At 66.5% G+C, this 21,266-nt stretch carries 24 protein-coding genes; 12 read left to right on the plus strand and 12 right to left on the minus strand.

Features of this window, described 5'->3' with window-relative positions:
- The first annotated feature begins 112 nt into the window (after positions 1-112).
- Positions 113-1,492 (plus strand): O-acetylhomoserine aminocarboxypropyltransferase/cysteine synthase family protein, encoded by a 1,380-nt coding sequence (locus tag QNO00_RS09265; RefSeq protein WP_229966636.1) that lies wholly within the window; start codon positions 113-115, stop codon positions 1,490-1,492.
- The gene (locus tag QNO00_RS09270; protein ID WP_229966635.1) at positions 1,482-1,988 is read left to right on the plus strand and encodes a CoA-binding protein; all 507 of its coding nucleotides are present in this window, start codon (positions 1,482-1,484) and stop codon (positions 1,986-1,988) included. The genes QNO00_RS09265 and QNO00_RS09270 overlap by 11 nt, the downstream gene beginning before the upstream one ends.
- Here the strand turns inward: QNO00_RS09270 and QNO00_RS09275 are convergent.
- The 4 genes from QNO00_RS09275 to QNO00_RS09290 form a co-directional block, all read right to left on the minus strand.
- On the minus strand, positions 1,985-2,443 hold the full coding sequence (locus QNO00_RS09275) for a hypothetical protein (RefSeq protein WP_229966634.1): 459 nt from the start codon (positions 2,441-2,443) through the stop codon (positions 1,985-1,987). The two genes, QNO00_RS09270 and QNO00_RS09275, sit on opposite strands and share 4 nt — an antisense overlap.
- Positions 2,427-2,987, minus strand: coding sequence for an RNA polymerase sigma factor (locus QNO00_RS09280; RefSeq protein WP_229966633.1), 561 nt, complete (start codon positions 2,985-2,987; stop codon positions 2,427-2,429). The genes QNO00_RS09275 and QNO00_RS09280 overlap by 17 nt, the downstream gene beginning before the upstream one ends.
- Positions 2,988-3,198: 211 nt before the next feature.
- On the minus strand, positions 3,199-4,005 hold the full coding sequence (locus tag QNO00_RS09285) for a carbon-nitrogen hydrolase family protein (protein WP_229966632.1): 807 nt from the start codon (positions 4,003-4,005) through the stop codon (positions 3,199-3,201).
- Positions 4,006-4,126: 121 nt separating this feature from the next.
- Complete coding sequence (locus tag QNO00_RS09290; RefSeq protein WP_229966631.1) at positions 4,127-4,951, minus strand: alpha/beta fold hydrolase; 825 nt, start codon at positions 4,949-4,951, stop codon at positions 4,127-4,129.
- Between the two features lie 81 nt (positions 4,952-5,032).
- On the opposite strand from QNO00_RS09290, the gene QNO00_RS09295 reads away from it, so the two are divergent.
- On the plus strand, positions 5,033-5,515 hold the full coding sequence (locus tag QNO00_RS09295; RefSeq protein WP_229966630.1) for a MarR family winged helix-turn-helix transcriptional regulator: 483 nt from the start codon (positions 5,033-5,035) through the stop codon (positions 5,513-5,515).
- An 88-nt stretch (positions 5,516-5,603) separates the two neighbouring features.
- A complete protein-coding gene (locus tag QNO00_RS09300) occupies positions 5,604-6,596 on the plus strand; it encodes a DUF2804 domain-containing protein (RefSeq protein WP_229966629.1) in 993 nt (330 codons plus the stop codon).
- A gap of 53 nt (positions 6,597-6,649) precedes the next feature.
- Here the strand turns inward: QNO00_RS09300 and QNO00_RS09305 are convergent, their stop codons facing one another.
- The 3 genes from QNO00_RS09305 to QNO00_RS09315 form a co-directional block, all read right to left on the minus strand.
- A complete protein-coding gene (locus tag QNO00_RS09305) occupies positions 6,650-8,224 on the minus strand; it encodes a tetratricopeptide repeat protein (RefSeq protein ID WP_229966628.1) in 1,575 nt (524 codons plus the stop codon).
- Positions 8,221-9,618 (minus strand): AAA family ATPase, encoded by a 1,398-nt coding sequence (locus QNO00_RS09310; RefSeq protein ID WP_229966627.1) that lies wholly within the window; start codon positions 9,616-9,618, stop codon positions 8,221-8,223. Before QNO00_RS09310 ends, QNO00_RS09305 begins: the two co-directional genes overlap by 4 nt.
- A gap of 77 nt (positions 9,619-9,695) precedes the next feature.
- Positions 9,696-10,985 (minus strand): adenylosuccinate synthase, encoded by a 1,290-nt coding sequence (locus tag QNO00_RS09315; protein WP_229966626.1) that lies wholly within the window; start codon positions 10,983-10,985, stop codon positions 9,696-9,698.
- Between the two features lie 232 nt (positions 10,986-11,217).
- Between QNO00_RS09315 and QNO00_RS09320 the strand changes: the two genes are divergently transcribed.
- The 4 genes from QNO00_RS09320 (at position 11,218) to QNO00_RS09335 (ending at position 13,759) form a co-directional block, all read left to right on the plus strand.
- Positions 11,218-11,811 carry a hypothetical protein gene (locus QNO00_RS09320; RefSeq protein ID WP_229966625.1) on the plus strand — a complete coding sequence of 198 codons (594 nt, stop codon included), beginning with the start codon at positions 11,218-11,220 and terminating at the stop codon, positions 11,809-11,811.
- Positions 11,812-11,950: 139 nt separating this feature from the next.
- A complete protein-coding gene (locus QNO00_RS09325) occupies positions 11,951-12,385 on the plus strand; it encodes an excalibur calcium-binding domain-containing protein (RefSeq protein WP_229966624.1) in 435 nt (144 codons plus the stop codon).
- Between the two features lie 19 nt (positions 12,386-12,404).
- Positions 12,405-13,145, plus strand: coding sequence for a class F sortase (locus QNO00_RS09330; protein WP_229966623.1), 741 nt, complete (start codon positions 12,405-12,407; stop codon positions 13,143-13,145).
- A gap of 113 nt (positions 13,146-13,258) precedes the next feature.
- Positions 13,259-13,759, plus strand: coding sequence for a DUF427 domain-containing protein (locus QNO00_RS09335; RefSeq protein WP_284155628.1), 501 nt, complete (start codon positions 13,259-13,261; stop codon positions 13,757-13,759).
- 64 nt (positions 13,760-13,823) lie between these two features.
- Here the strand turns inward: QNO00_RS09335 and QNO00_RS09340 are convergent, their stop codons facing one another.
- From QNO00_RS09340 to QNO00_RS09350, 3 genes are all read right to left on the minus strand, one after another.
- Positions 13,824-14,252, minus strand: coding sequence for a DUF3151 domain-containing protein (locus QNO00_RS09340; RefSeq protein ID WP_229966621.1), 429 nt, complete (start codon positions 14,250-14,252; stop codon positions 13,824-13,826).
- The gene (fbaA, locus tag QNO00_RS09345; protein ID WP_229966620.1) at positions 14,252-15,271 is read right to left on the minus strand and encodes a class II fructose-bisphosphate aldolase; all 1,020 of its coding nucleotides are present in this window, start codon (positions 15,269-15,271) and stop codon (positions 14,252-14,254) included. Before fbaA ends, QNO00_RS09340 begins: the two co-directional genes overlap by 1 nt.
- A gap of 163 nt (positions 15,272-15,434) precedes the next feature.
- Positions 15,435-16,112, minus strand: a complete 678-nt coding sequence (locus QNO00_RS09350) for a TrmH family RNA methyltransferase (protein ID WP_442860524.1) — start codon at positions 16,110-16,112, stop codon at positions 15,435-15,437.
- 153 nt (positions 16,113-16,265) lie between these two features.
- On the opposite strand from QNO00_RS09350, the gene QNO00_RS09355 reads away from it, so the two are divergent.
- A complete protein-coding gene (locus QNO00_RS09355; RefSeq protein WP_229966694.1) occupies positions 16,266-17,018 on the plus strand; it encodes an HAD-IIA family hydrolase in 753 nt (250 codons plus the stop codon).
- 10 nt (positions 17,019-17,028) lie between these two features.
- On the opposite strand, the gene QNO00_RS09360 is transcribed toward QNO00_RS09355, so the two are convergent.
- Positions 17,029-18,126, minus strand: a complete 1,098-nt coding sequence (locus tag QNO00_RS09360; protein WP_284024355.1) for an alpha/beta fold hydrolase — start codon at positions 18,124-18,126, stop codon at positions 17,029-17,031.
- Positions 18,098-18,667: an orotate phosphoribosyltransferase gene (gene pyrE, locus QNO00_RS09365; RefSeq protein WP_284024356.1), complete on the minus strand. Its 570-nt coding sequence runs from the start codon at positions 18,665-18,667 to the stop codon at positions 18,098-18,100. The genes QNO00_RS09360 and pyrE overlap by 29 nt, the downstream gene beginning before the upstream one ends.
- Before the next feature lie 67 nt (positions 18,668-18,734).
- Here pyrE and nadE point away from each other — a divergent pair, with 67 nt between their 5' ends.
- The 3 genes from nadE to QNO00_RS09380 are packed head-to-tail and all read left to right on the plus strand — an operon-like array spanning position 18,735 to position 21,261.
- Positions 18,735-19,559, plus strand: a complete 825-nt coding sequence (gene nadE / locus QNO00_RS09370) for an NAD(+) synthase (RefSeq protein ID WP_284024357.1) — start codon at positions 18,735-18,737, stop codon at positions 19,557-19,559.
- A 41-nt stretch (positions 19,560-19,600) separates the two neighbouring features.
- Positions 19,601-20,404 (plus strand): exodeoxyribonuclease III, encoded by an 804-nt coding sequence (locus QNO00_RS09375; RefSeq protein ID WP_284024358.1) that lies wholly within the window; start codon positions 19,601-19,603, stop codon positions 20,402-20,404.
- Between the two features lie 2 nt (positions 20,405-20,406).
- Complete coding sequence (locus QNO00_RS09380) at positions 20,407-21,261, plus strand: DUF8083 family protein (RefSeq protein WP_229966615.1); 855 nt, start codon at positions 20,407-20,409, stop codon at positions 21,259-21,261.
- The last annotated feature ends 5 nt before the right edge of the window (positions 21,262-21,266 follow it).

Genomic DNA, 21,266 nt, shown 5'->3' on the forward strand with positions numbered 1-21,266 from the left:
TGCCCGTCCGCTCTGTTCGCAGTCCTGCTGAACATTCTTCGTCCGCCACCCGCAACTTGCAACGATCGAGCAGCCGCTTCACCGCGGCCCACCAGGAAGGAGCACTCATTTCATGAGTGATCGACAATTCGGCTTCCGGACCCGTGCCCTGCACGCCGGCGGCACCCCCGATGCCACGCACGGCGCCCGCGCCGTGCCCATTTACCAGACCACGTCGTTTGTCTTCAAGGACACCGACGACGCGGCGAACCTCTTCTCGCTGCAGAAGTACGGCAACATCTACTCCCGCATCGGCAACCCGACGGTCGCGGCCTTCGAGGAGCGCATCGCCTCGCTGGAGGGCGGCATCGGTGCCGTGGCGACGGCGTCGGGCATGTCCGCTGAGTTCGTGACCTTCGCTGCCCTGTGCGGCGCGGGGGATCACATCGTGGCCGCCGCGCAGCTCTACGGCGGCACCGTGACGCAGCTGGACGTGACGCTGCGGCGCTTCGGCATCGACACCACGTTTGTTCCCGGCACGGATCCCGCGGACTACGCGGCGGCCATTCGGGAGAACACCAAGGCCGTGTACGCCGAAGTCGTGGCCAATCCCAGCGGCGAAATCACCGACATCGCCGGGCTGGCGAAGGTGGCGCACGACGCCGGCGTGCCGCTGATCCTCGATGCCACCCTGAGCACTCCGTACCTGGTGCGGCCGTTCGAGCACGGCGCGGACATTGTCATCCACTCGGCCACCAAGTTCCTCGGCGGGCACGGCACCACGCTGGGCGGCGTCGTCGTCGAATCCGGCACGTTCAACTGGGGCAACGGCAAGTTTCCGGCAATGACCGAGCCGGTGGCCAGCTACGGCAACATTTCCTGGTGGGGGAACTTCGGCGAGTACGGATTCCTCACCAAGCTGCGTTCCGAGCAGCTGCGCGACATCGGCCCCGCGCTCAGCGCGCAGTCAGCATTCCAGCTGCTGCAGGGGGTGGAAACGCTGCCGCAGCGCCTGGACGAACACCTGAAAAACGCGCAGGCGGTTGCCGAATGGCTGGAGGCCGACGAGCGCGTGTCCTGGGTCAGTTACGCCGGGCTGCCCTCCCATCCGCACCATGAGCGGGCGAAGAAATACCTGCCCAAGGGACCGGGGTCGGTGTTCAGCTTCGGAGTCCGGGGCGGCCGCGAGGCCGGCAAGGCCTTTATTGAGGCCCTGCAGCTGGCCTCGCACCTGGCCAACGTGGGCGATTCCCGGACCCTGGTCATCCACCCCGGCTCCACCACGCACGGCCAGCTCTCCCCGGAGCAGCTCACCGCGGCGGGCGTGGCCGAGGATCTGGTCCGGATTTCCGTGGGTCTGGAGGACCTTGCGGACATCCTCTGGGACCTGGATCAGGCGCTCGACGCCGCTGCCTCGTCCGCGGCGTCGGCTGATGCCGCTTCCGCCCCGTCAGTTGTCCCGTCCGATGTCCCGGTTGTGCCCCCGCTGAAGGAGTCCGCCCATGTCCGCTGAAGCCATTGCCGAACCGCGCGCCTGGGACGGCCCGAGCGCTCCGGAGCGTCTGGCGCTGCTGCGCAGCGCGAAGTCCATTGCCATTGTGGGCGCCTCGGACAAGCCGTCCCGGGCGTCCTACTTCGTGGCGACGTACCTGCTCTCGTCGTCTCCGTACACGGTCTATTTCGTGAACCCGGTGGCCAAGGAAATCCTGGGCCGGCCCGTCTACGCCTCCTTGGCGGATCTGCCCGAGGTCCCGGACATTGTGGACGTGTTCCGCCGCCACGACGACCTGCCGTCCGTGCTGGAGGAGACCATCGCCGTCGGGGCGAAAACGCTGTGGCTGCAGCTGGGTTCCTGGCATGAGGACGTGGCCCACGCCGCTGAGGCTGCCGGGCTGGACGTGGTGATGGACCGCTGCGTCAAGATTGAGCACGCCCGGTTCCACGGCGGACTGAACCTGGCCGGCTTTAATACCGGCGTCATTTCCTCGAAACGGCAGCTGACCGCTTAGGGATGCCGCCCGCCGGCGGCCCGAGACGGCGCGGGTTCGGGGGACAACGCGGCTTCGGGGGACGGCGCCTGCGCGTCGGCACTTTCGGCGGGCAGCGGCGCCGTCTCCCCGCTGTCCTCCTGCTTCGGCTGAGCGGGCTCCGTTGCGCCGCCAGTGAATGATTCGCAGGTGAGCCGCAGGGCATTGCTGGCCGCAACTCCGGTTGTCCCGGCCGCCATGGCACCGGCCAGCGCGAAACTCAGGATGAGGCCGCGGTGCGTCTGTGTCCGCTGACGCGGCGGGTTGGCGGTTTTGAGCAGTGTGGCCAGCTCGCCGGTCGGCTCCGGAGCCGGCGAGGCGCGAAAGGAACGCAGGAGACGCAGGCCCTTAAGGAGCTCCGGGCTTTCCTCAATGTTGGATTCGGCAAGGAGGCGGTGAACTTTCGGGTCGCCGCCGGTCTCAGGCGATTCGTTCATGAGCTGGCTCCTCCTTCCGTTCCAACCGGTCCTTCAATATTTTCAGCGCCCTGCTTTGGAGCTGTTTGACGGCTCCCTCGCTGCTGCCCATGATGCTGGCTGTTTCCTCGATCGACAGGTCGGCCACAACCCGCAACAGCAGCACTTCCTGTTGCCGGGGCGGGAGCCCGTCAAGCAGCGCGGCAACGCCGGCTCCGGATTCAAGCACCGTTTCCTCGGCCGAAACGCTGATTCGGACATCGGCCGCGGGATGGAACTGCGCAAACACCGGTTGCCGCTCACGCCGTCGGGCGTCGTCGACCATTCGCGCGTGCGCCACCGAGAAAGCGAAGGTGCGCATTCCGGACAGGCCGCCGGTGAGCGAGTGCAGTTTGCCGAAGACCGTCAGAAAGACTTCCTGGGTCAGGCCCTCCGGATCCTCACATCCCTTGCCGGCGAGATAGCCCAGGATCGACGGAGCCAGGACCAGGTATATTTCGCGCAGCGCCTTGGGTTTCCCGGCACGGGCGGCAGCGAGGATGTCCTCTGTCAGGGCTGTGGCCAAGGTTCGGTCTTTCCCTAGCGGAAGGATGGGCGTCCCAAATGTTACTACCGCGACGACCTGAGGTGCGGACATGACGAAACGGCCGCACCGGGGCTCGTTGGGGGGATAAGCCTCGGTGCGACCGTTCCAAAAGTGTAATCGTCCCGGAACTGCCAAAAGTTACGCGGGCGCCGAAACTATTTTCCTTGGGCCCGCTCTCGACGGGGAAGGCTTAGCCGGCGGAAATAATCTGGTCATTGGCGGCAAAGCGGCGGTTCCTGAGCACCGGCAGGAACTCGCGCACGTCGTCGATCCGCTTGCGGGTCACGTCGGCCGTGACTACGGCCTCGGCTTCATCGTCCAGGAAGGCCTGCGCAACACCCATCGGGTCCAGGATGGCCGAGTGGCCCACCGTGTGGCGGCTGGAGGTCCCTGCGGCAGCCACCCACACGGTGTTTTCGATCGCCCGGGCCTTGAGCAGGGTTTCCCAGTGTTCAATCTTGTGTTCGCCCTTGAACCAGGCGGCCGGAACCGCCAGCAGGTCCGCCCCCTTGTCGGTGAGTGCCCGCGCCAGCTCGGGGAACCGGATGTCGTAGCAGGTCATCAGGCCAACCTTGATGCCGCCGAGATCCACCACCTTCACGCCGCCGTTGCCGGGCTTGATCCGGGCGGATTCGGCGTAGCTGAAGGCGTCATACAGGTGCAGTTTGCGGTACGTGTCAGCGATCCGCCCGGTGGCCTCGATCAGCACGAGGGTGTTGTACGGGCGGTCCTCGCCGCTGGATTCGTAACCGCCGGCGACGACGGCGATGCCCAGCTCCGCCGCGAGCATCGACAGCTGCTGGACGAAGGTGGTCCAGCCGGCGTCGACGGCCGCGGCCAGCGGGCCCTCGACCTTGCCGACGCTGAACATGGATTCCTCGGGAAACACGATCAGCTCGGCGCCCTCGGTCTTCGCTTTCTCCGCCAGCGAGCGCATCACCTCGAGGTTCTCTCCGACGTCGCCCGTGGGACTGAACTGGCCTACGCTCACCAACATAACCAAACCGCCTTCTTATGGAGCCGAAGTTTCTCCCAGCCTAGAGCAGGGAGACGGCCTTCCGCAGGATTCCTCCACCCGTTGAGGGCCAGTGCAGAGTACGCGGCTGCCCCAGAGCCAGCTACGGGTTGCCGGCGCGGGACCAGAAGCCTTGTATCGCCGCCGTGACCTGATCCGCGGCAATGAGGAGCGGCGCGACGTGCCCGTTGCCGGGAACCGGGAGAAAACTTCCATCCGGCACTGAACGCCCCGCGCGCTCTGCCTCCTGAAGGTCGTTCATAGCGTCCTCTCGTCCGCTCATCATGAGCGTCGGTACGCGCAATCGCGGGAGCACCGGGCGTAAATCCGGACGACCGAGCATCAAGGAACGCATGGCCCAGTACTTGCCCTGCCTGTTCCCCCTGCGGAAGGCTGCAGCCACCTGCGAAGCAGCCTCGGGTGCGGTCTTGTCCGCATCCGGACCCACGAGTGCTTCCACCACTGCTCCCGTGAACGGTCCCGGGCCGAGGATCCTGTACAGGTAAACCAATAGGGAGGTCTTTTGGCGCTGACCCCTCGGCAAGGCGTACGCAGGCGTCCCGATGGTAGTCAGTGATGCGCAGCGGGTGGGGTAGGCGTCGGCGAAAAGAATGCCGACATGTCCTCCCCAGGCGTTTCCCACCCAGTCGACGGGGTCAGTTATGCCGACCGCGTCCATAATTTGGGCCGCTGCGGTTGCGCAGTCCTGCAAGGCATAACGCCGGCGAACTCCAGGGCTGCCGCCGTGGCCTGGACCGTCCACAAGAAAAAGTTCGTGACTGCGTCCAAGATCGCCTGTCACCCCTGCGAATGTCTCTGAATCAACAAACATGCTGTGCCATAGAAGCGCCGGAGAACCGGCCCCCGTACGGCGGACCATCAGCGGACCCAAAACTGTGTCCACCATGGCCGATGTTCTCGTATCCATGCCAGTCTCCTAGAAAGTGCCCCCGGAGGATGCCGGGCGTATTCCTTCGGTTTCCGAAGCTTACGAGCTAGACTGTCCTCCATGCCGCAGCCCCAGTCAAGAGATTCCCCTATCGGAAATTCCAAGCCAACACGGCTTCCCGTCGGCCAGCTGCTGGTCCGTCTGCTCGCCGAGTTTCGTCGCGAGTTACTGGCCGAGGCGGAGGGGCACGGCTACGGCGATCTTCGTCCGGCCCACCTCCAGATCACGGGCAACGTGGGGACAAAGGGCATCCGCCTGACCGCGCTGGCTGCAAGAGCCCAGTTGAGCCTGGCGGCAACATCAGAGCTGGTAAATGAGCTGCAAGCCCTGGGGTATCTCGAGCGAAAGCCGGACCCCGTGGATGCCCGAGCAAAACTGATCCTCCCCACGGCCCGCGGATTAAAGCTGCTGCAGGAGGCCTCGGCAAAGGTCGCGGAGCTCGAGCAGCAATGGGCAGGTTATGCCGGCGATCGGAACTTTGAAGCTGCAATGCAAACCCTTCAGACAGTTCTCAACGCCACCCGACAGGGTCAAAAAAACTAGACTGCATCTGGGCAGCGGGCCGGCCGTCCATTTCGACCACCGAGCCGTAGCCCTCCCTGGGGCTTCGCCCCGCCTAGACTGGGGCCGCATGGACGAACTCACGCTGCCGATCAACCTGACCACTGCCCGCGGCACCCTAAATCCGCAGGCCGTGGGCTACTCCCGCTCACCGCTGCACCGCACGCCGCTTCCCGACGGTCCCGCGGGCCGGCTGCGGACCAAACGCTGGGAATACTGGGGTGTGCTGACTCCGGAGCTGGCGCTGGGCATGACCATCGTGAATCTCGGCTACGCCGCCAGCCTGCAGCTGTACGTCCTGAACCGGTCCACCGGCGAGGAGATCAGCATCGAGCCGCTGAAGATCCTGCCCTCCGCCGCCGACATCCAGCTGCCGGACACGCTTCCGCCCCTGACAGCGCTGGGATCGGCGGGCGACGTGTCACTGCGCTTCCACGACGACGACGGCGGCACCCACCTGCGCGCCCGCTCACCGCGGGTGGCCGTGGACCTGTATGCACCCGCCGACGGCGATGTGCTGGGCGTGGTGGTGCCCTGGTCGGACCGCCGGTTCCAGTACACGCTCAAGGACGTGGCCCGCAGCGTCGCCGGCACGGTGACGGTGGACGGCAAGACTTATGACGTGTCGACGGATGCGTTTGCCGTCCTGGACCGCGGCCGGGGTCGCTGGCCCTACCGGACGACGTGGACCTGGGGCGCGGGCTCCGGAACCGTGAACGGCACCCGGCTTGGCCTGCAGCTGGGCGGGCAGTGGACCGCGGGTACGCCGGCCACCGAAAATGCCCTGATCGTGGACGGCCGGCTGCACCATTACGACGGGGAACTGGAGTTCACCTACGACCTGGAGGATCCGGATTCGCCCTGGACGGTGCACGGGCCGTGGATCGATGCCGTGCTCACGCCCTTTCACCGCAGAAAGTCCGCCACCAAAGCCGTCGTCATTTCGTCGGAAATCTGGCAGGCCTTCGGCACCTGGACCGGAACGGCCCGCACTCCCGACGGCACCGGCTATTCGCTGGACGGCCTGGGCGGCTGGATCGAGGAAGCCCGGCACCGCTGGTAGTCCGGCGGCCCGGCACCGCCGGCAACCGGCGGGTGGGTCCGGCACTTCCCGGGTCAGCCGCCGCCGATGGTGGGCAGCGGCTGCATCGTGAACACCGGCAGCGGAGGGAGACTGTTGGAATCCGGCGGGCGGAAGTCGCTTGGCTGCGGAACCGGCTCCCCGGAGGGTTCCGGCGCAGCAGGTGAGGAATCGAGGGGCTGCGGCGTGGGCCCTTGCTGCAGCAGGTGCATCCCGGACAGGCTCAGCGCCCCGCCCACGATCAGGAAACCGGCCGCGCAGCCGGCCAGAAGGCCGCGCTCCCAGCCGGGAATGGTCCGCAGGCCCGCCCGCATCCCGTCCGGCGACGGCTCGTTGGCAAAGAACCTGACGGTTACGCCCAGCAGGACCACCAGGAGCAGCAGCCCGAAGGCCAGCAGCGCGGCGCCGGCATAGACCCACCGGTTCCAGTGCAGGAGTGCCAGAACGGTAAGGAGACAGCCCAGAATCCACAGCAGCGCGGTGGAGTCGGAGCTGTCCGGACGCCGATAGCGTCCGCCGCCGGCGCGCTGTCCGCCGCGTTCCTCACCGGCCAGCAGGAGCTGGCGTCCGACTATGGCCGGAAGGACGGCCGCGGCCGTGCAGGCCAGGGCCCAGCGCAACTGGTCACCGCTGCCCGCAGCACCTGACCAGACGGTTCCGGCCGTCACGGCGAGCATGGCGGCAGCACCCAGGATCAGACCGGCCTTGGCGAGCGGTGTGTCATCCACCTGTTCCTTCAGGTATCCCGCCGGCAGGCGGCTGTCCAGCCGCCGGTAGTGCCGCCGTCCAACCCAGCCGAAGAGCACGGCAAGGGCCACGGCAACCGGGGTGGCGCCGCCGTCGCCCGCTGCCGGAACAAACGGCGCCAGGAAGCAGAAGGCGGCGGCCTGCAGCCAGGGAAGCAGGGTTGGCAGGCGCAGTCCGGCGAATACCTGTCCCCTCAGCAGCCGGTGCGCATCAGCGTCCATGGGATCCTCGGCCAACAGTGAGCGCACCACACCCACTTCATCGCCCACCACCGCCTGCCCGCCGGACAGCTGGGTGCCCAGCTTCAGCAGGGCCCGATGCCCGGGTTCCGCGCCAAGGCCATCTGCAAGGTAAGTGCGGGCGGCGTCGTAGTTGCCCAGTTGTGAACTTGCCCGCGCCGCCAACCAGTAGTAATCACCGGTTTCCCGGTCCAGTTCCAGCGCGGTCCGGGCAGAGCTGAGAGCGGCTTCCCGGCCCTTCTTCCCGTCAGCGTTCCCGTTGAGCAGGATGTGGCCCAGCCAGAAGTGCCCTTCCGCCTCCTCGGGCCTTAACTCCACTGCCTGAGCTGCGCACTCCACGGCGTCCGCCTGCTTGCCCTGGTGGAAAAGGGCCAGCCCCAGATTGATCCGGACGCTGGAATCCTGAGGTGCAAGGGCCAGCGCCTGCCGCCCGGCCTCCTCGGCCTCCGGATACTTCTCGGTGGAGAGGTATCCGTGGCAGAGCAGCGCCCAGATGAACACGCTGTCCCGGTGATGGGGCAGCTGAGCGCGGACCAGCTGCAGCGCCTCCTCCGGGCGGCGGGCGGCGATGAGCGTGTTGAACCGGGCCCGGACCATGTCCGGTGCCAGCCTTCCTGCACTCACAGCATGCCGCGGGAGCGCAGATAGTCCGCCAAATCGTTGTAGCGGCCATGCGCGTTGCTGAATTTCACCACGTTCCGGGAGGACTCCAGCCAGGACAGCGTGGTGGCGCCCACTTCTGCGAAGGCCGACTCGATGTGGTCCATGGTGATGGGACAGATCCGGTTGGCCCGGATGGATTCCGTCATCGCCTTCTCGGCCGCCGTCACGCAGAGATGCTGCAGGTCTGCGCCCGAAAACACGTCGGTGCGCGCCGCAATCTGCTCCAGGTTGATTCCGGCCAGCGGGCGGTCCCGCAGCTGATGCTCAAGGATCTGCAGACGGGCTTCATAGTCCGGCGGAATCACCAGCAGGGTTCGGTCCAGGCGTCCCGGCCGCAGCAGGGCCTCATCCAGGTCCCACGGATGGTTGGTGGCTGCCAGCAGGTACAGGCCGTCATTGTCCCCGGCCATCGAGTCCATTTCGATCAGCAGCTGGTTGACCATCTGCCGGGTCATGACGTGATGTCCCCCGAGGCTGCTGCGCCTCATGCCGATGGCGTCCACTTCGTCCAGGAACAGGACGGTGGGTGTTTTCGCGCGGGCAGAATCGAACACTGCCTTGAGGTTGCGCTCGGTCTCGCCGTGATAGGGGGCCATGATGTCCGTCATGGTGGCGGACATGAACACCGCACCGAGTTCTCCGGCCACCGCGCGGGCCAGGAAGGTCTTGCCGCAGCCAGGGGGCCCGTACAGCAGGAGTCCGCCGCGGAGCGACTTGCCGAAGGCCTTGGCCAATTCGGCGTTTTTCATCGGCTGCAGGAAGGATTCGTCCAGGCGCTTCTTGACCGCCTCCAGGCCGCCGACATCGGCGAAGGTAATCGGAGGCACCTCGGGGTCGAGGGGGGCCACGCCGGGGCCGTCCCCGCCATAAGCCAACTGGGGCTCCTTCACGAACGGCGGCGGAACCTCCGAGCCCACCTCGGTTTCAGCGCGGGTCCAGTCGAAGGCTGCCGCGGCCGGCTCAGCGGAACCCGCAGCCGGTTCGACGGCGCCGGGTTCAACGGCGGCGTCCGGCTGTTCTTCCGGCTCGGGGTCGACGGCGGCGGCCGGCTGATCTTCCGGTTCCGGCTCCGGCTCCGGCTCCGTGCCGGCGTCCGCTCCGCCCGGATCTGCCGCAGGAACGGGAAGCTCCGCGGAAACGCCGGCACCGGACGTCATGGCGGCCGCGGTGCGGTTCAGCAGATCCAGTGCGGCCTGATGGGCCGGGTCCCGCTGCAGCACGGCGTTGGTCTCGCCGATGGCCTCGGAATGACGGCCCGCTCCCAGCAGCATTTCCGCTACATGAAGCCGCAGTGCAGCGTCCTCCGGACTGGATTCAATGGCCCGCCGCAGGCTGGCCAGTACGTCCTCGTTCATTCCCCCGTGGTTCCTTCCCCGATGTACGTGGCACGAACTGCGTGCCACGTACATCCTGCCACGGGGACCGGCGGTCCTTATTCGGAGATCAGGTCCCGCACCACGATCGTCTGGTCGCGGTCCGGACCGACGCCGATGGCCGAGAAGCGCGTGCCGGACATTTTCTCCAGCGCCAGCACGTAGTCGCGGGCGTTCTTGGGCAGGTCGTCCAGGGTCCGGGCTCCGGTGATGTCCTCGGTCCAGCCGTCGAAGTACTCGAAGATCGGCTTCGCGTGGTGGAAGTCGGTCTGCGTCATCGGCATCTCGTCGAACCGGACGCCGTCGACGTCGTACGCCACGCACACCGGAATCTGCTCGATGCCCGTGAGCACGTCCAGCTTCGTCACGAAGTAGTCAGTGAAGCCGTTCACGCGCGAGGCGTGGCGCGCCAGCACGGCGTCGTACCAGCCGCAGCGGCGCGGACGTCCGGTGTTCACACCGAACTCGCCGCCGGTCTTCTGCAGGTACAGGCCCATGTCGTCGAACAGTTCGGTGGGGAACGGTCCGGCACCCACACGGGTGGTGTAGGCCTTGATGATGCCCACCGAGCGGGTGATGCGGGTCGGGCCGATGCCCGAACCCACTGATGCGCCGCCGGCGGTGGGGTTGGAGGACGTCACAAACGGGTAGGTGCCGTGGTCCACGTCCAGGAAGGTGGCCTGGCCGCCCTCCATCAGGACAACCTTGCCCTCATCGAGCGCCCGGTTCAGCTCATAGGTGGAGTCGATGATCATTGGCCGCAGCCGGTCCGCGTAGGACAGGAAGTACTCGACGACCTCTTCGACGTCGACGTCGCGGCGGTTGTAGACCTTGACCAGCAGCTGGTTTTTCTGCCGCAGCGAGCCTTCGACCTTCTGGCGGAGGATCGACTCGTCGAAGATGTCCTGGACGCGGATGCCAAGGCGGGCCACCTTGTCCATGTAGGCCGGACCGATGCCGCGGCCGGTGGTGCCGATGGCACGCTTGCCCAGGAAGCGCTCGGTGACCTTGTCCATGACCTGGTGGAACGGGGCCACCAGGTGGGCGTTGGCGGAGATCCGCAGCTTGGACGTGTCGGCGCCGCGGGCTTCCAGGCCGTCGATTTCCTCAAAGAGGGCTTCGAGGTTCACCACGCAGCCGTTGCCGATCACCGGAATGGCGTTGGGGCTCAGGATGCCGGCGGGCAGAAGCTTGAGTTCGTATTTTTCACCGCCGACGACGACGGTGTGGCCGGCGTTGTTGCCGCCGTTGGGCTTGACGACATAGTCGACACGGCCCCCGAGCAGGTCAGTGGCCTTACCTTTACCTTCGTCGCCCCACTGGGCGCCGACGATGACAATTGCGGGCATGGGATCCTCCCCCATTAGTTACGAAAGGGGAGGAACGCCGACGGCGCGATCCGCTTCCGTGCATGAGAACGCCCCTGAACTCGCAGGCCAGACCGGAAATAACAGAAAGCCGGAGTCAAGCCGGAGTCGCGGGGCTCTTACCTACCAAGTTTAGCCGATTGTATCTCCGGTGCCCTTTCCGCAGCGCCCGAAACGGGTATTCCCTGAACAGATCCCGGCGTAGCGTGGCCGGATGGACCGTTTTCGCGGCTACATCGCCGGTATTGGCACGACCTCCGGCACCCGGCTGGTGGTGGGTCATTGGCTCGAGTCACCCTTCGGCGCGTTCACCGATGTCATGGCGGAGAACGCGGCCGGATCACGGCTTCTGCTGGCGCCGGATCCGGAGGTGGCTGAGTACATCGGGCGTACCTATCATTTCGATGCCGTGGATGTGGTCGACGTCGATGCCCGGCTCTCGGCGGATCGGCTCATGGTCGGTGCGGGGCCGCTGCGGCTGAACATCGTGCTGGGGCCGCGGACACTGCTGGGGCGCCTGCTGGAGATGATTCCCCCGGCCCTGGCCGTGCATCCGCGCTGGCTGGCAGCGATCAACCCCGTGGCCGGCCTGCTGGTGCCGGGCGTCTCCACGGCAGGCTCCGCCGGCGGCGAGCGCCGCGAGTATTACGGGGTGCGCTCCATCCGCTCCGCGGCGGGCGCCTCGGCCATGTGGAACGGGCGGGATTTGGGCGGCCTCTCCCCCATTAATCCTCCGGTGCGCTTCGGATTCAGCTCGGTTCCGCCCAGGCCGCAAATTGTTGCCGTGACTACCAGCATCCTTCCCTGACTACTGTTTCGCCGGACTTTAATTGCGGGCCGCCGGGCCAAAAACCCCGCCTACTCGGGTGACAAAAGTACCCCCTTACTACTCTGTTTCCCGTCATGCATCACTCGGATGCATACTCCTCAGGGAAAGCAGAGGCACCATGAAAAAGCACACTGCAGGTTTGGCTCTGGCGGCAGTCACCGGCTTCTCGGTTCTTTCGGCGACTCCGGCTTTCGCCGTGACCGGCCCATACCAGAACTGCGATGCCGCCGCTGCGGACGGCATTTACAACATTCAGCGCGGTGATTACAGGTACGGAGAGCATCTGGACAGGGGCGGGGTGGACGGCATCGGCTGCGAAGATGACAGCAAACCCCTGACTCCGATTGAAACCGCTCCACCCGTTGATCCCACACCCGAACCTCCAATGCCAGGACAGGTCGGCCGGATGCCCGTAGGCGGCGCGAACACCGGCATCACCCAGGAACCGCAGGGCTCCAATGCCGGCATCTTGGCTCTCGGCGGCGGACTGGTCCTGGCCGCCGCAGCAGGAGGCACATTCATTGTCCGCCGCCGCAGCGCACAGCAGGATTAGGCGTTTCGAATGAACCGGAATGACTAATCCGACAGCCGGCCGCCGCGGGGACCTCCGGGCAGCCGCGGCGGCCGTCCTCCTGCTTCTCACCGGCTGTGGCGGCGCCGCCCAGACAGGCGCCGGGCATCTGGATACCGAGAATACGCCGCCCGCCGGTCCGGTCCTTTCCGCGGAAGCACCCGTGACGGCGCCATCCTCGCCTGCCGTCACCCCTGATACCGCTGCGCCTGCCGACGCCCCCGTCCCAGTTCCGGGAACACCCCAGGTCACGAGTCCGCCCTCCCCGGAACGCCCGGTCCCGGCCATGGCCGAATCAGTGCCGGAATCCCTGAACATTCCGTCCGTCGGCGCCCGCTCATCCCTGATCCGCCTGGACGTGGACAGCAAGGGATCCCTGGAGGTTCCTTCGGGCAGGCCCGGATCACCTGCCGGCTGGTACATCCACTCCCCCACACCCGGAGAGCCCGGGCCAGCCGTCATCCTGGGCCATGTCAACGCCGAGGGCGGAGGCCCGGGAATCTTCGCGGACCTGCGCAAGCTGCAGCCCGGCGATGAAGTTGAGATAATCCGCGAGGACGGCTCAACCGCAGTGTTTTCCGTCCAGCACGGGGAGCAGTATCCCAAGGACGCCTTTCCCAGCGAGAAGGTCTACGGCAATACCGAAGGACCCGAACTGCGGCTCATCACCTGCGACGGCTACGACCCGAAAGCCGGAACCTTCGCCGACAATTACGTCGTCTACGCCCGCCTCGTCCACTGATCGGAGCGAGCACCCGGCAGGGCCATCCGGAGGGACCGCGGTTCCGAAGCATCCCTTGACCCGGAAAATCCGGGCCCGGCGTCCGGCTTCGGCCGGCATTCGAAAGGCTGGCCATGGAACATCAACCGTTGAGCCACGCTCAGGAGAGCCCGCAGGAGTCCGTCTGGGACTATCCGCGCCCGCCGCGGCTGGAACCCACCGCTGAACACGTCCAGGTTTTCCTTGGCGGACGGCTGATCGCCGACACCACCTCCGCCGTGCGGGTGCTGGAAACCAGCCATCCGCCGGTGTACTACATTCCGCTGGAGGATTTTGCCCCGGATTCCCTCGTTCCGGTCGAAGGCGCCACGTTCTGCGAATACAAGGGGAAGGCCGCCTATTTCGACGTCGCGGCGGGATCCACTCGTGCCCGGCGGGCCGCCTGGACCTATCCGGACCCGTCGCCGGGCTACGGACCGCTCGCCAGCCGCGCGGCGGTGTATTCCAGAAAAATGGAGCGCTGCACCGTGGACGGCGAGGACGTCCAGCCGCAGGAGGGGGACTTTTACGGCGGGTGGATCACGGGACGCATCACCGGACCGTTCAAGGGAGCCCCGGGCACCGGCGGCTGGTAAAAGCAGGCAACGAAAACCGGCAGCCCCCAAAGCTGGGGACTGCCGGTTCACGGAACAAAAGAAACTAGGACTCGCGACCCTCGATGGCCACCTTCGCCTGCGGATCCGACTCGTTCAGGAACTTGGTAATGCGCTCCACTTCCTCGCTCTCGCCGATGGCTGCAGCCGCGCGGCCCAGCGCATACAGGGCACGCAGGAAGCCCTGGTTCGGCACGTGCTCCCACGGGATGGGACCGGTGCCGCGCCAGCCGGAGCGGCGCAGGGAATCCAGGCCGCGGTGATAACCAACCCGCGCGTAGGCGTAGGACTCGATGGTGCGGCCTTCTTCGAAGGCCTCATCGGCGAGGATGGCCCACACCTGCGAGGAGGTGGGGTGTTTTGCTGCCAGGTCAACGGCTTCATCTCCGGCCTCGAGGCGCGCGACGACGTCGGACTCCTCCGGCAGGTAGGTGGGCTCGGGGCCGAGCAGGTTCTTGCGGAATTCATCTGACATTAGAGGGACTTGCCTGCCGATCCTAGGGTTTGTGCTGCTTCGAACACGCGCGCGGACATGCCGGCCTCGGCCGACGCGCCCCACACGCGGGGGTCGTACTGCTTCTTGTTGCCGACCTCGCCGTCGACCTTCAGGACGCCGTCGTAGTTGCGGAACATGTGGTCCGCAACCGGGCGGGTGTAGGCGTACTGCGTGTCGGTGTCGATGTTCATCTTCACGACGCCGTAGGAGACCGCGTCGGCGATTTCCTGGGCGGAGGAGCCCGAACCGCCGTGGAAGACGAGATCAAACGGGCGTTCCCGGCCGATGGACTCGCCAACCGCGTCCTGGATGTCCTTGAGGATTTCCGGGCGCAGCTTCACGCCGCCGGGCTTGTACACGCCGTGCACGTTGCCGAAGGTGAGGGCGGTAATGTAGCGGCCCTTGTCGCCGGCGCCCAGCGCCTCAATGGTCTTCGTGCCGTCGGCCACCGTGGTGTACAGCTTGTCGTTGATGGCGTTCTCCACGCCGTCTTCCTCGCCGCCGACGGTGCCGATTTCCACTTCGAGGATCATCTTGGCGGCGTGGGTGCGGGCGAGCAGCTCCTGCGCGATGCGCAGGTTGTCCTCGAGGGTTTCCGCCGAACCGTCCCACATATGGGAGTTGAAGATGGGATCCTCGCCGCGCTTGACCGCTGCTTCGGAGGCGGCCAGCAGGGGCAGCACGAAGTCGTCCAGCTTGTCCTTGGGGCAGTGGTCAGTGTGCAGGGCGATGTTCACGTTGTAGCTCTTGGCCACCTCGCGGGCATACGCGGCAAAGGCGAGGGACCCGGTGACCATGTTCTTGACCTTGGCGCCGGACCAGTAGGCGGCACCTCCGGTGGACACCTGGACGATGCCGTCGGAGCCGGCCTCGGCGAACCCTGCCAGCGCGGCGTTCAGCGTCTGGGACGACGTGACGTTCACTGCCGGATATGCGAAGCCCCCCGCTTTGGCTCGGTCGATCATCTCGGCATAAATCTCAGGGGTTGCAATAGGCATGCTGACTCCTCGTGGAAGTTCGATCTACGGCAGGGCCAGTCGCGTCACACCAGGCCCTCATTGGCTCCTTACATCCTAGCCACAAGAAGCCATCGGGCATCAGGTCATGTCCTTGGATAACTGCGTCCGTGTCCGGACCCGTCCCGCCGCGCGGTTCCGCGGCTCAGTTCACCCGCTGGCCAAAGACGTGGCGGCGCACCCATCCGTGCATGGCGATGGCCGCGGCGGAACCGGCGTTGATGGACCGGGTGGAACCGAACTGGGCAATGGACAGGGTGGCGTCCGCGGCGGCGTGGACCTCCGGGCTCAGGCCGGGGCCCTCCTGCCCGAAGACCAGCACGCAGTTTTCCGGCAACTCGTAGGTTTCCAGCGGCACCGAGTCGGGGAAGTTGTCGATTCCGATGATGTGCAGCCCCTCGCTGCGCGCCCACTCCACGAAGTCCTCCACCGTGGGGTGGTGGCGCACGTGCTGGTAGCGGTCGGTGACCATGGCGCCGCGGCGGTTCCACCGGCGTCGTCCGATGATGTGCACTTCCTTCGCCATGAAGGCGTTGGCGGTGCGCACCACGGTGCCGATGTTGAAATCGTGCTGCCAGTTCTCGATGGCGACATGGAACGGATGGCGCTTCGTGTCCAGGTCCGCGACGATCGCGTCGTGGTTCCAGTACCGGTATTCATCGACGACATTGCGGGTGTCCCCGTTGGCCAGAAGTTCGGGATCCCAATGGTCGCCTTCAGGCAACGGGCCCTCCCACGGGCCCACTCCCACCAGGTGCGTGGGTGCGGTTTCCGGCGCGGTCCCGGTCTCGGGTGCGGCTGTTTTCTCGGGGTGGTCCGGCAATTGTTCAACGCTCTCTATCACCCTTCAAGCGTAAGGTGAAAGACTGGGCCGCAGGATCGCGGGGCATCAGCGGCCCCGGGGAAACCCGGGCTGAGTGTGAGGGAACGGAACAGCGTGGGCGAAAACGAGAACATTGAATGCTGGCTGACGGACATGGACGGCGTTCTGGTCCATGAAAACCACCCCATTCCGGGAGCCGCCGAGCTCATTGAACGCTGGGTAGCCACGTCCAAGCGGTTCCTGGTCCTGACCAACAACTCGATTTACACCCCGCGGGACCTCGCCGCCCGGCTGCGCGCCTCCGGGCTCGAAGTGCCGGAGGAAAACCTGTGGACCTCCGCGCTGGCCACGGCGGAATTCCTCAAGGAACAGGTCAAGAACACCGGCGCACCCGGACGCTGCTTCGTGGTCGGCGAAGCGGGACTGACGACGGCGCTGCACGAGGCCGGCATGATCCTCACCGACACGGCGCCGGACTACGTGGTCCTCGGCGAGACCCGCACCTACTCCTTCGGCACCATCACCAAGGCGATCCGCCTGATCCTGGACGGCGCCCGCTTCATCGCCACCAACCCCGACGTCACGGGCCCGTCCCAGGAGGGGCCACTGCCGGCCACCGGAGCCATTGCCGCCCTGATCACCGCGGCCACGAACATGAAGCCGTACATCATCGGCAAGCCCAACCCCATGATGTTCCGTTCGGCGATGCGCAAGATCGATGCGCACTCCGAAACGACAGCCATGATCGGCGACCGGATGGACACCGACATCATCGCGGGCATTGAGGCCGGCCTGCATACGGTCCTGGTGCTCAGCGGGATAACGCAGCGCGAGGACATCAATCTCTATCCGTTCCGCCCCACCCAGGTCGTCAATTCGGTCGCCGATCTGATCGCCACCGTCTAGGGCCAGCGGCCTAGAACAGGGACTTCAGCCCGCCGCCCTGTTCCGGCGGGGAGTGCAGCCGCAGCACCTCGCGCACCACCTTCTGGTAGATGCCGGGGTTCCACTGCGGGCTGGCGTGGGCCGGTCCGGCACCCTCGGTCACCAGGGAAGCGGAGACGAGGTTGCGCGGAAACACCGCGGCCCAGGTGTCCTTCGCGCCGAAATAGTTGACCGTTCGGTCCTCCGGGTTGCCGATGAAGGCCAGTGACGTGCTGCCCAGCGCCGAGGCAAACCGCCAGGCATCGAAATGGAAGATGTAGGACGCCTCGGACTGGATCAGGGTGCTCGACGGCGCCAGCGGCGACAGCTGCTCCAGCGTCTGGTCCACCACTGTGTTCCAGGTCCGCTCGTCCTTGTGCAGCACCCGCTCCCCCAGCTCGTAGCCGCCGCGCAGCACGCTGGGAATCCGGTAGCCGGCGTCGTACAGCGCCGCCACGCCCTCGAACATGGCGCGGTCCAGCACGTCCTGCGCGCCGGCCGGGCTGGAGTCCAGAATGATGAGTTCGACGGCGATGCCGCGCTCGAGCAGCCGGGCAGCCACCTGCACGGCAAGCATGCCGCCGAAGCTGTGGCCGTAAAAATAGATGCGCCGCAGCTGGTGGGTACGGATGTGGCGGTACACCGCGGCGACGATATCATCGACGTCCAGTCCCCGGTTGGAGTAGCCGACGCCGGCCAGCTGGCCGCGCGAGGACAGCGCCGGGCGCAGCGAATTGAGGATCCAGACCGTCTCCTCCCAGCTGGTTTTATAGCCGGGAAACAGGAACCAGGAGGCAGTCGGAAAGCGGCGTTCCACGGCCTCGTCGCGCACGCGCAGAATTTCCAGGTCTTCCCGGTGCCGCTGGATCCGGCGGGTGACGAAGAGATCCGCGGCCAGCGTCAGGCCCAGGGCGCTGCCGGCGAGAAAGCGGCGGCGGGAGAAGCGTTTGAGGCTCTCCGCGGACCGCAGGAACTCTGCCGGGTCCGCGCTCCTGCCTGCCCGGTTCGCCGAACCCGGCGCTTTGGGGTCCGGCGCTCCGGGCTCTGCCGCCTGCGCGGCCCTAACCCAGGCCCAGCTCGTCCTTGCCATAGGCATACAGATACGGCACGCCCGCCTCGGCCTCAATGCGCTCCTTCGATCCCGTGTCCCGGTCCACGATCACCGCGACGGCAACCACGTTGCCGCCGGCCCGCCGCACCCCTTCCACAGCGGTCAGCGCCGACCCGCCGGTCGTGGAGGTGTCTTCCAGGACCACAACGTTGCGGCCCGCCACCTCGGGCCCCTCGACCTGCCGGCCCATGCCGTAGGACTTCTGAGCCTTGCGCACCACGAACGCGTCGATGGGCCGGCCGGCACGGGCACCGGCGTGCATCACTGCGGTTGCCACCGGGTCTGCGCCCATCGTCAGCCCGCCGGCGCTTTGGAAGGAAATACCTGCGCTGTCGATCAAATCCAGCATCACGTCGCCCACCAGCTGGGACGCCTCGTGATGCAGGGTGACCCGGCGCAGGTCAATGTAGTAGTCGGCCTCGGCGCCGGAGGAGAGCGTCACTTTGCCGCGGACCACGGCCAGTTCGCTGATCAAATCCAGGAGGCGGGCACGGGCAGCGGGGAGGACAGGCGCAGTCATGGCCTCAATCCTAGCCGAGCAGCCCAATGCCCACCGCTGAAGGAACGGGAGATATAGGGTGGAGCTCATGCGCCAACTACAAGCTGAAATCATTGCGGAAATGGGCGTGCAGCCCGACATCGATGCCGCCGCCGAAATCCGCCGGCGGGTGGACTTCCTGAAGGCCTACGCCGCCGCGTCGCACACCAACGGGTTCGTGCTGGGCATCAGCGGCGGCGTGGACTCCACGCTGGCGGGGCGGCTGGCCCAGCTGGCGGTGGACGAGCTCGCGGCCGAGGGCACCAACGCGCAGTTCATCGCCCTGCGCCTGCCCTACCAGGTCCAGCACGATGAGGCCGATGCGCAGGCCGCCCTGGAATTCATCCGCCCCGCCCTCTCCTGGGTCTACAACCTCGCTCCGGCGGTGGACGGCTACATGGAGGAATATGTGAAGATGAGCGGCGAGGAAATCAGCGATTTCAACAAGGGCAACATCAAGGCACGGGCACGGATGACCGCCCAGTACGCGGTGGCCGGACAGCACAACCTGCTGGTCATCGGCACTGACCACGGTGCGGAGTCGGTGACCGGGTTCTTCACGAAGTACGGCGACGGCGGCGCCGACGTGCTGCCCCTTTTCGGGCTGAACAAGCGCCAGAACCGGAAGCTGCTGGCGGAGCTGGGCGCGCCGGCGGGCCTGATCGGCAAGGCTCCAACGGCCGATCTGCTCGATGACGTGCCCGGCCAGACCGATGAGACGGAACTGGGCATCAGCTACGACACCATCGACGACTATCTCGAAGGCCGGACCGTTTCCGAGGACGCGGCCGAGAAGATTGAGCGCCGGTTCCTGGCCACCCGGCACAAGCGGACCGTGCCCGTCAGCATCCTGGACACGTGGTGGAAGCCCTGAGCATGCCCTGATCCGGCGGCAGATTCGGTAACGTAGCAAGGGTGAAGATTGCTACCTGGAACGTGAACTCCATCCGTGCCCGTGCCGACCGCGTTGAAGCGTGGCTGCGGCGCTCCGACGTCGATGTCCTGGCCATTCAGGAAACCAAGGCCAAGGACGAGAATTTCCCGTGGGAAGTCTTTGAGAACAACGGCTACGAGGTGGCGCACTTCGGCGTGAACCAGTGGAACGGCGTGGCGATTGCCTCCCGGGTGGGGCTTGAGGACGTCGAGCGCACCTTCCCGGGCCAGCCGAAGTTCGGCAAGACCGCGGAAACCACCGCTTCGGAGGCCCGCGCGATCGGCGCGACCTGCAACGGCGTGCGGGTGTGGAGCCTGTACGTGCCCAACGGCCGGTCCCTGGACGATCCGCACATGCCCTACAAGCTGGAGTGGCTGAATGTCCTGAAGGACCAGGCCGCCGGCTGGATCAAGGAAAACCCGGACCTGCCGCTGGCCCTGATGGGTGACTGGAACATCGCGCCGGAGGATGATGATGTCTGGGACATCGAGCTGTTCCGCCGCGAGAACCACACGCACGTCAGCGAGCCTGAACGCCAGGCCTTCCGGGCGTTCCTCGACGCCGGCTTTACCGACGTCGCCCGCCCCTACACTCCGGGACCCGGCGTGTACACCTACTGGGATTACACCCAGCTGCGTTTCCCGAAGAAGGAAGGCATGCGCATCGACTTCGTCCTCGGCTCCCCGGCTCTTGCCGCCCGCGTCACCGGCGCTTCCATCGACCGGGAGGAACGCAAGGGCAAGGGTGCCTCCGACCATGCGCCCGTGATGGTGGAGCTGGACTGACCATGAGCGCGCGGCCCCAGCGCTCCCTTTACCGCACGTTCCCCTATGTCTCGCATCTGCGCGTCTACGAGCCGCTGGACGTGTTCGACGACAACCAGCAGCTGGCCATCCTGGAGCAGCGGACGCGCGGCCGGCATGAAACCGAGGTCCTGGACCGCAGCGACGCCATGCGCCGGCTGGTCCGCGCTGTCTCGGATCCGTTTCCGCACGGCTCCACGGATCTGGTGCGGGTGCTGCACTACCCGGGCCATGAAGGAAGCACCCGCCGCCTGTACTGTCCCAACCAGCTGGCCGTCCGGACCTCCCTGGCGGCGGAATCGCTCGGCGAGAGCATCCGCGGGCCGCTGGTGGACGTGCTGGTCCCCGAGGTGGCCCGCGAGGCGCACGCGGCACGGATCGATCCCGACTCCTTCGCGGATTCCCTGGCCCACCTCCACACCCGCAGCGCCACCTGGGGCGTGCCGTTCGGCTGGTTCGTGCTGCTCCACGAAGACGACCACGCCGAAGTCGTGGAGGACGACGGGAAGGTGCAGACCGTGCGCCTGACCGCGCCCGTCGACCAGTGCCTGGACCGCGCCAGGCGGGCCATGGCGGCGCTGGCCCTGGCCGCCCCCGAGCTTGACCTGCTGGATGAGCTGGATGAACTCATCAACTGGCTGGAGATCTTCTCCGAGGACGCGGTCCTGGAACTGGATTACGGCCCGGTGGCGGACCTGGTCTTTCCCGATGACTCGCCCTCGGATGTCCGGCTGGGCATCGAGTCCCTGGCCGAGGGCGACATGACGGGAGCCGCCGCCTCCTACCGGCGGCTGGCCAACCGCTGGATTCCGATCCGCCAGCTGGCCCGCGCCAGCTGACGGAC

The organism is Arthrobacter sp. zg-Y1219, assembly GCF_030125545.1.
Classification (GTDB): domain Bacteria; phylum Actinomycetota; class Actinomycetes; order Actinomycetales; family Micrococcaceae; genus Arthrobacter_B.

Excerpts from the sequence above, each read along its gene's own strand:
- QNO00_RS09285 (WP_229966632.1), bottom strand. The coding sequence starts at position 4,005 with ATGTTGGTGAGCGTAGGCCAGTTCAGTCCCACGGGCGACGTCGGAGAG.
- QNO00_RS09275 (WP_229966634.1), bottom strand. The coding sequence starts at position 2,443 with ATGAACGAATCGCCTGAGACCGGCGGCGACCCGAAAGTTCACCGCCTC.
- QNO00_RS09325 (WP_229966624.1), top strand. The coding sequence starts at position 11,951 with ATGAAAAAGCACACTGCAGGTTTGGCTCTGGCGGCAGTCACCGGCTTC.
- QNO00_RS09290 (WP_229966631.1), bottom strand. The coding sequence starts at position 4,951 with ATGGATACGAGAACATCGGCCATGGTGGACACAGTTTTGGGTCCGCTG.
- QNO00_RS09355 (WP_229966694.1), top strand. The coding sequence starts at position 16,266 with ATGGACGGCGTTCTGGTCCATGAAAACCACCCCATTCCGGGAGCCGCC.
- QNO00_RS09300 (WP_229966629.1), top strand. The coding sequence starts at position 5,604 with ATGGACGAACTCACGCTGCCGATCAACCTGACCACTGCCCGCGGCACC.
- QNO00_RS09315 (WP_229966626.1), bottom strand. The coding sequence starts at position 10,985 with ATGCCCGCAATTGTCATCGTCGGCGCCCAGTGGGGCGACGAAGGTAAA.
- QNO00_RS09380 (WP_229966615.1), top strand. The coding sequence starts at position 20,407 with ATGAGCGCGCGGCCCCAGCGCTCCCTTTACCGCACGTTCCCCTATGTC.
- QNO00_RS09310 (WP_229966627.1), bottom strand. The coding sequence starts at position 9,618 with ATGAACGAGGACGTACTGGCCAGCCTGCGGCGGGCCATTGAATCCAGT.
- QNO00_RS09270 (WP_229966635.1), top strand. The coding sequence starts at position 1,482 with ATGTCCGCTGAAGCCATTGCCGAACCGCGCGCCTGGGACGGCCCGAGC.
- QNO00_RS09340 (WP_229966621.1), bottom strand. The coding sequence starts at position 14,252 with ATGTCAGATGAATTCCGCAAGAACCTGCTCGGCCCCGAGCCCACCTAC.
- nadE (WP_284024357.1), top strand. The coding sequence starts at position 18,735 with ATGCGCCAACTACAAGCTGAAATCATTGCGGAAATGGGCGTGCAGCCC.
- QNO00_RS09295 (WP_229966630.1), top strand. The coding sequence starts at position 5,033 with ATGCCGCAGCCCCAGTCAAGAGATTCCCCTATCGGAAATTCCAAGCCA.
- QNO00_RS09335 (WP_284155628.1), top strand. The coding sequence starts at position 13,259 with ATGGAACATCAACCGTTGAGCCACGCTCAGGAGAGCCCGCAGGAGTCC.
- pyrE (WP_284024356.1), bottom strand. The coding sequence starts at position 18,667 with ATGACTGCGCCTGTCCTCCCCGCTGCCCGTGCCCGCCTCCTGGATTTG.
- QNO00_RS09265 (WP_229966636.1), top strand. The coding sequence starts at position 113 with ATGAGTGATCGACAATTCGGCTTCCGGACCCGTGCCCTGCACGCCGGC.
- QNO00_RS09330 (WP_229966623.1), top strand. The coding sequence starts at position 12,405 with ATGACTAATCCGACAGCCGGCCGCCGCGGGGACCTCCGGGCAGCCGCG.
- QNO00_RS09320 (WP_229966625.1), top strand. The coding sequence starts at position 11,218 with ATGGACCGTTTTCGCGGCTACATCGCCGGTATTGGCACGACCTCCGGC.
- QNO00_RS09360 (WP_284024355.1), bottom strand. The coding sequence starts at position 18,126 with ATGGCAAGGACGAGCTGGGCCTGGGTTAGGGCCGCGCAGGCGGCAGAG.
- fbaA (WP_229966620.1), bottom strand. The coding sequence starts at position 15,271 with ATGCCTATTGCAACCCCTGAGATTTATGCCGAGATGATCGACCGAGCC.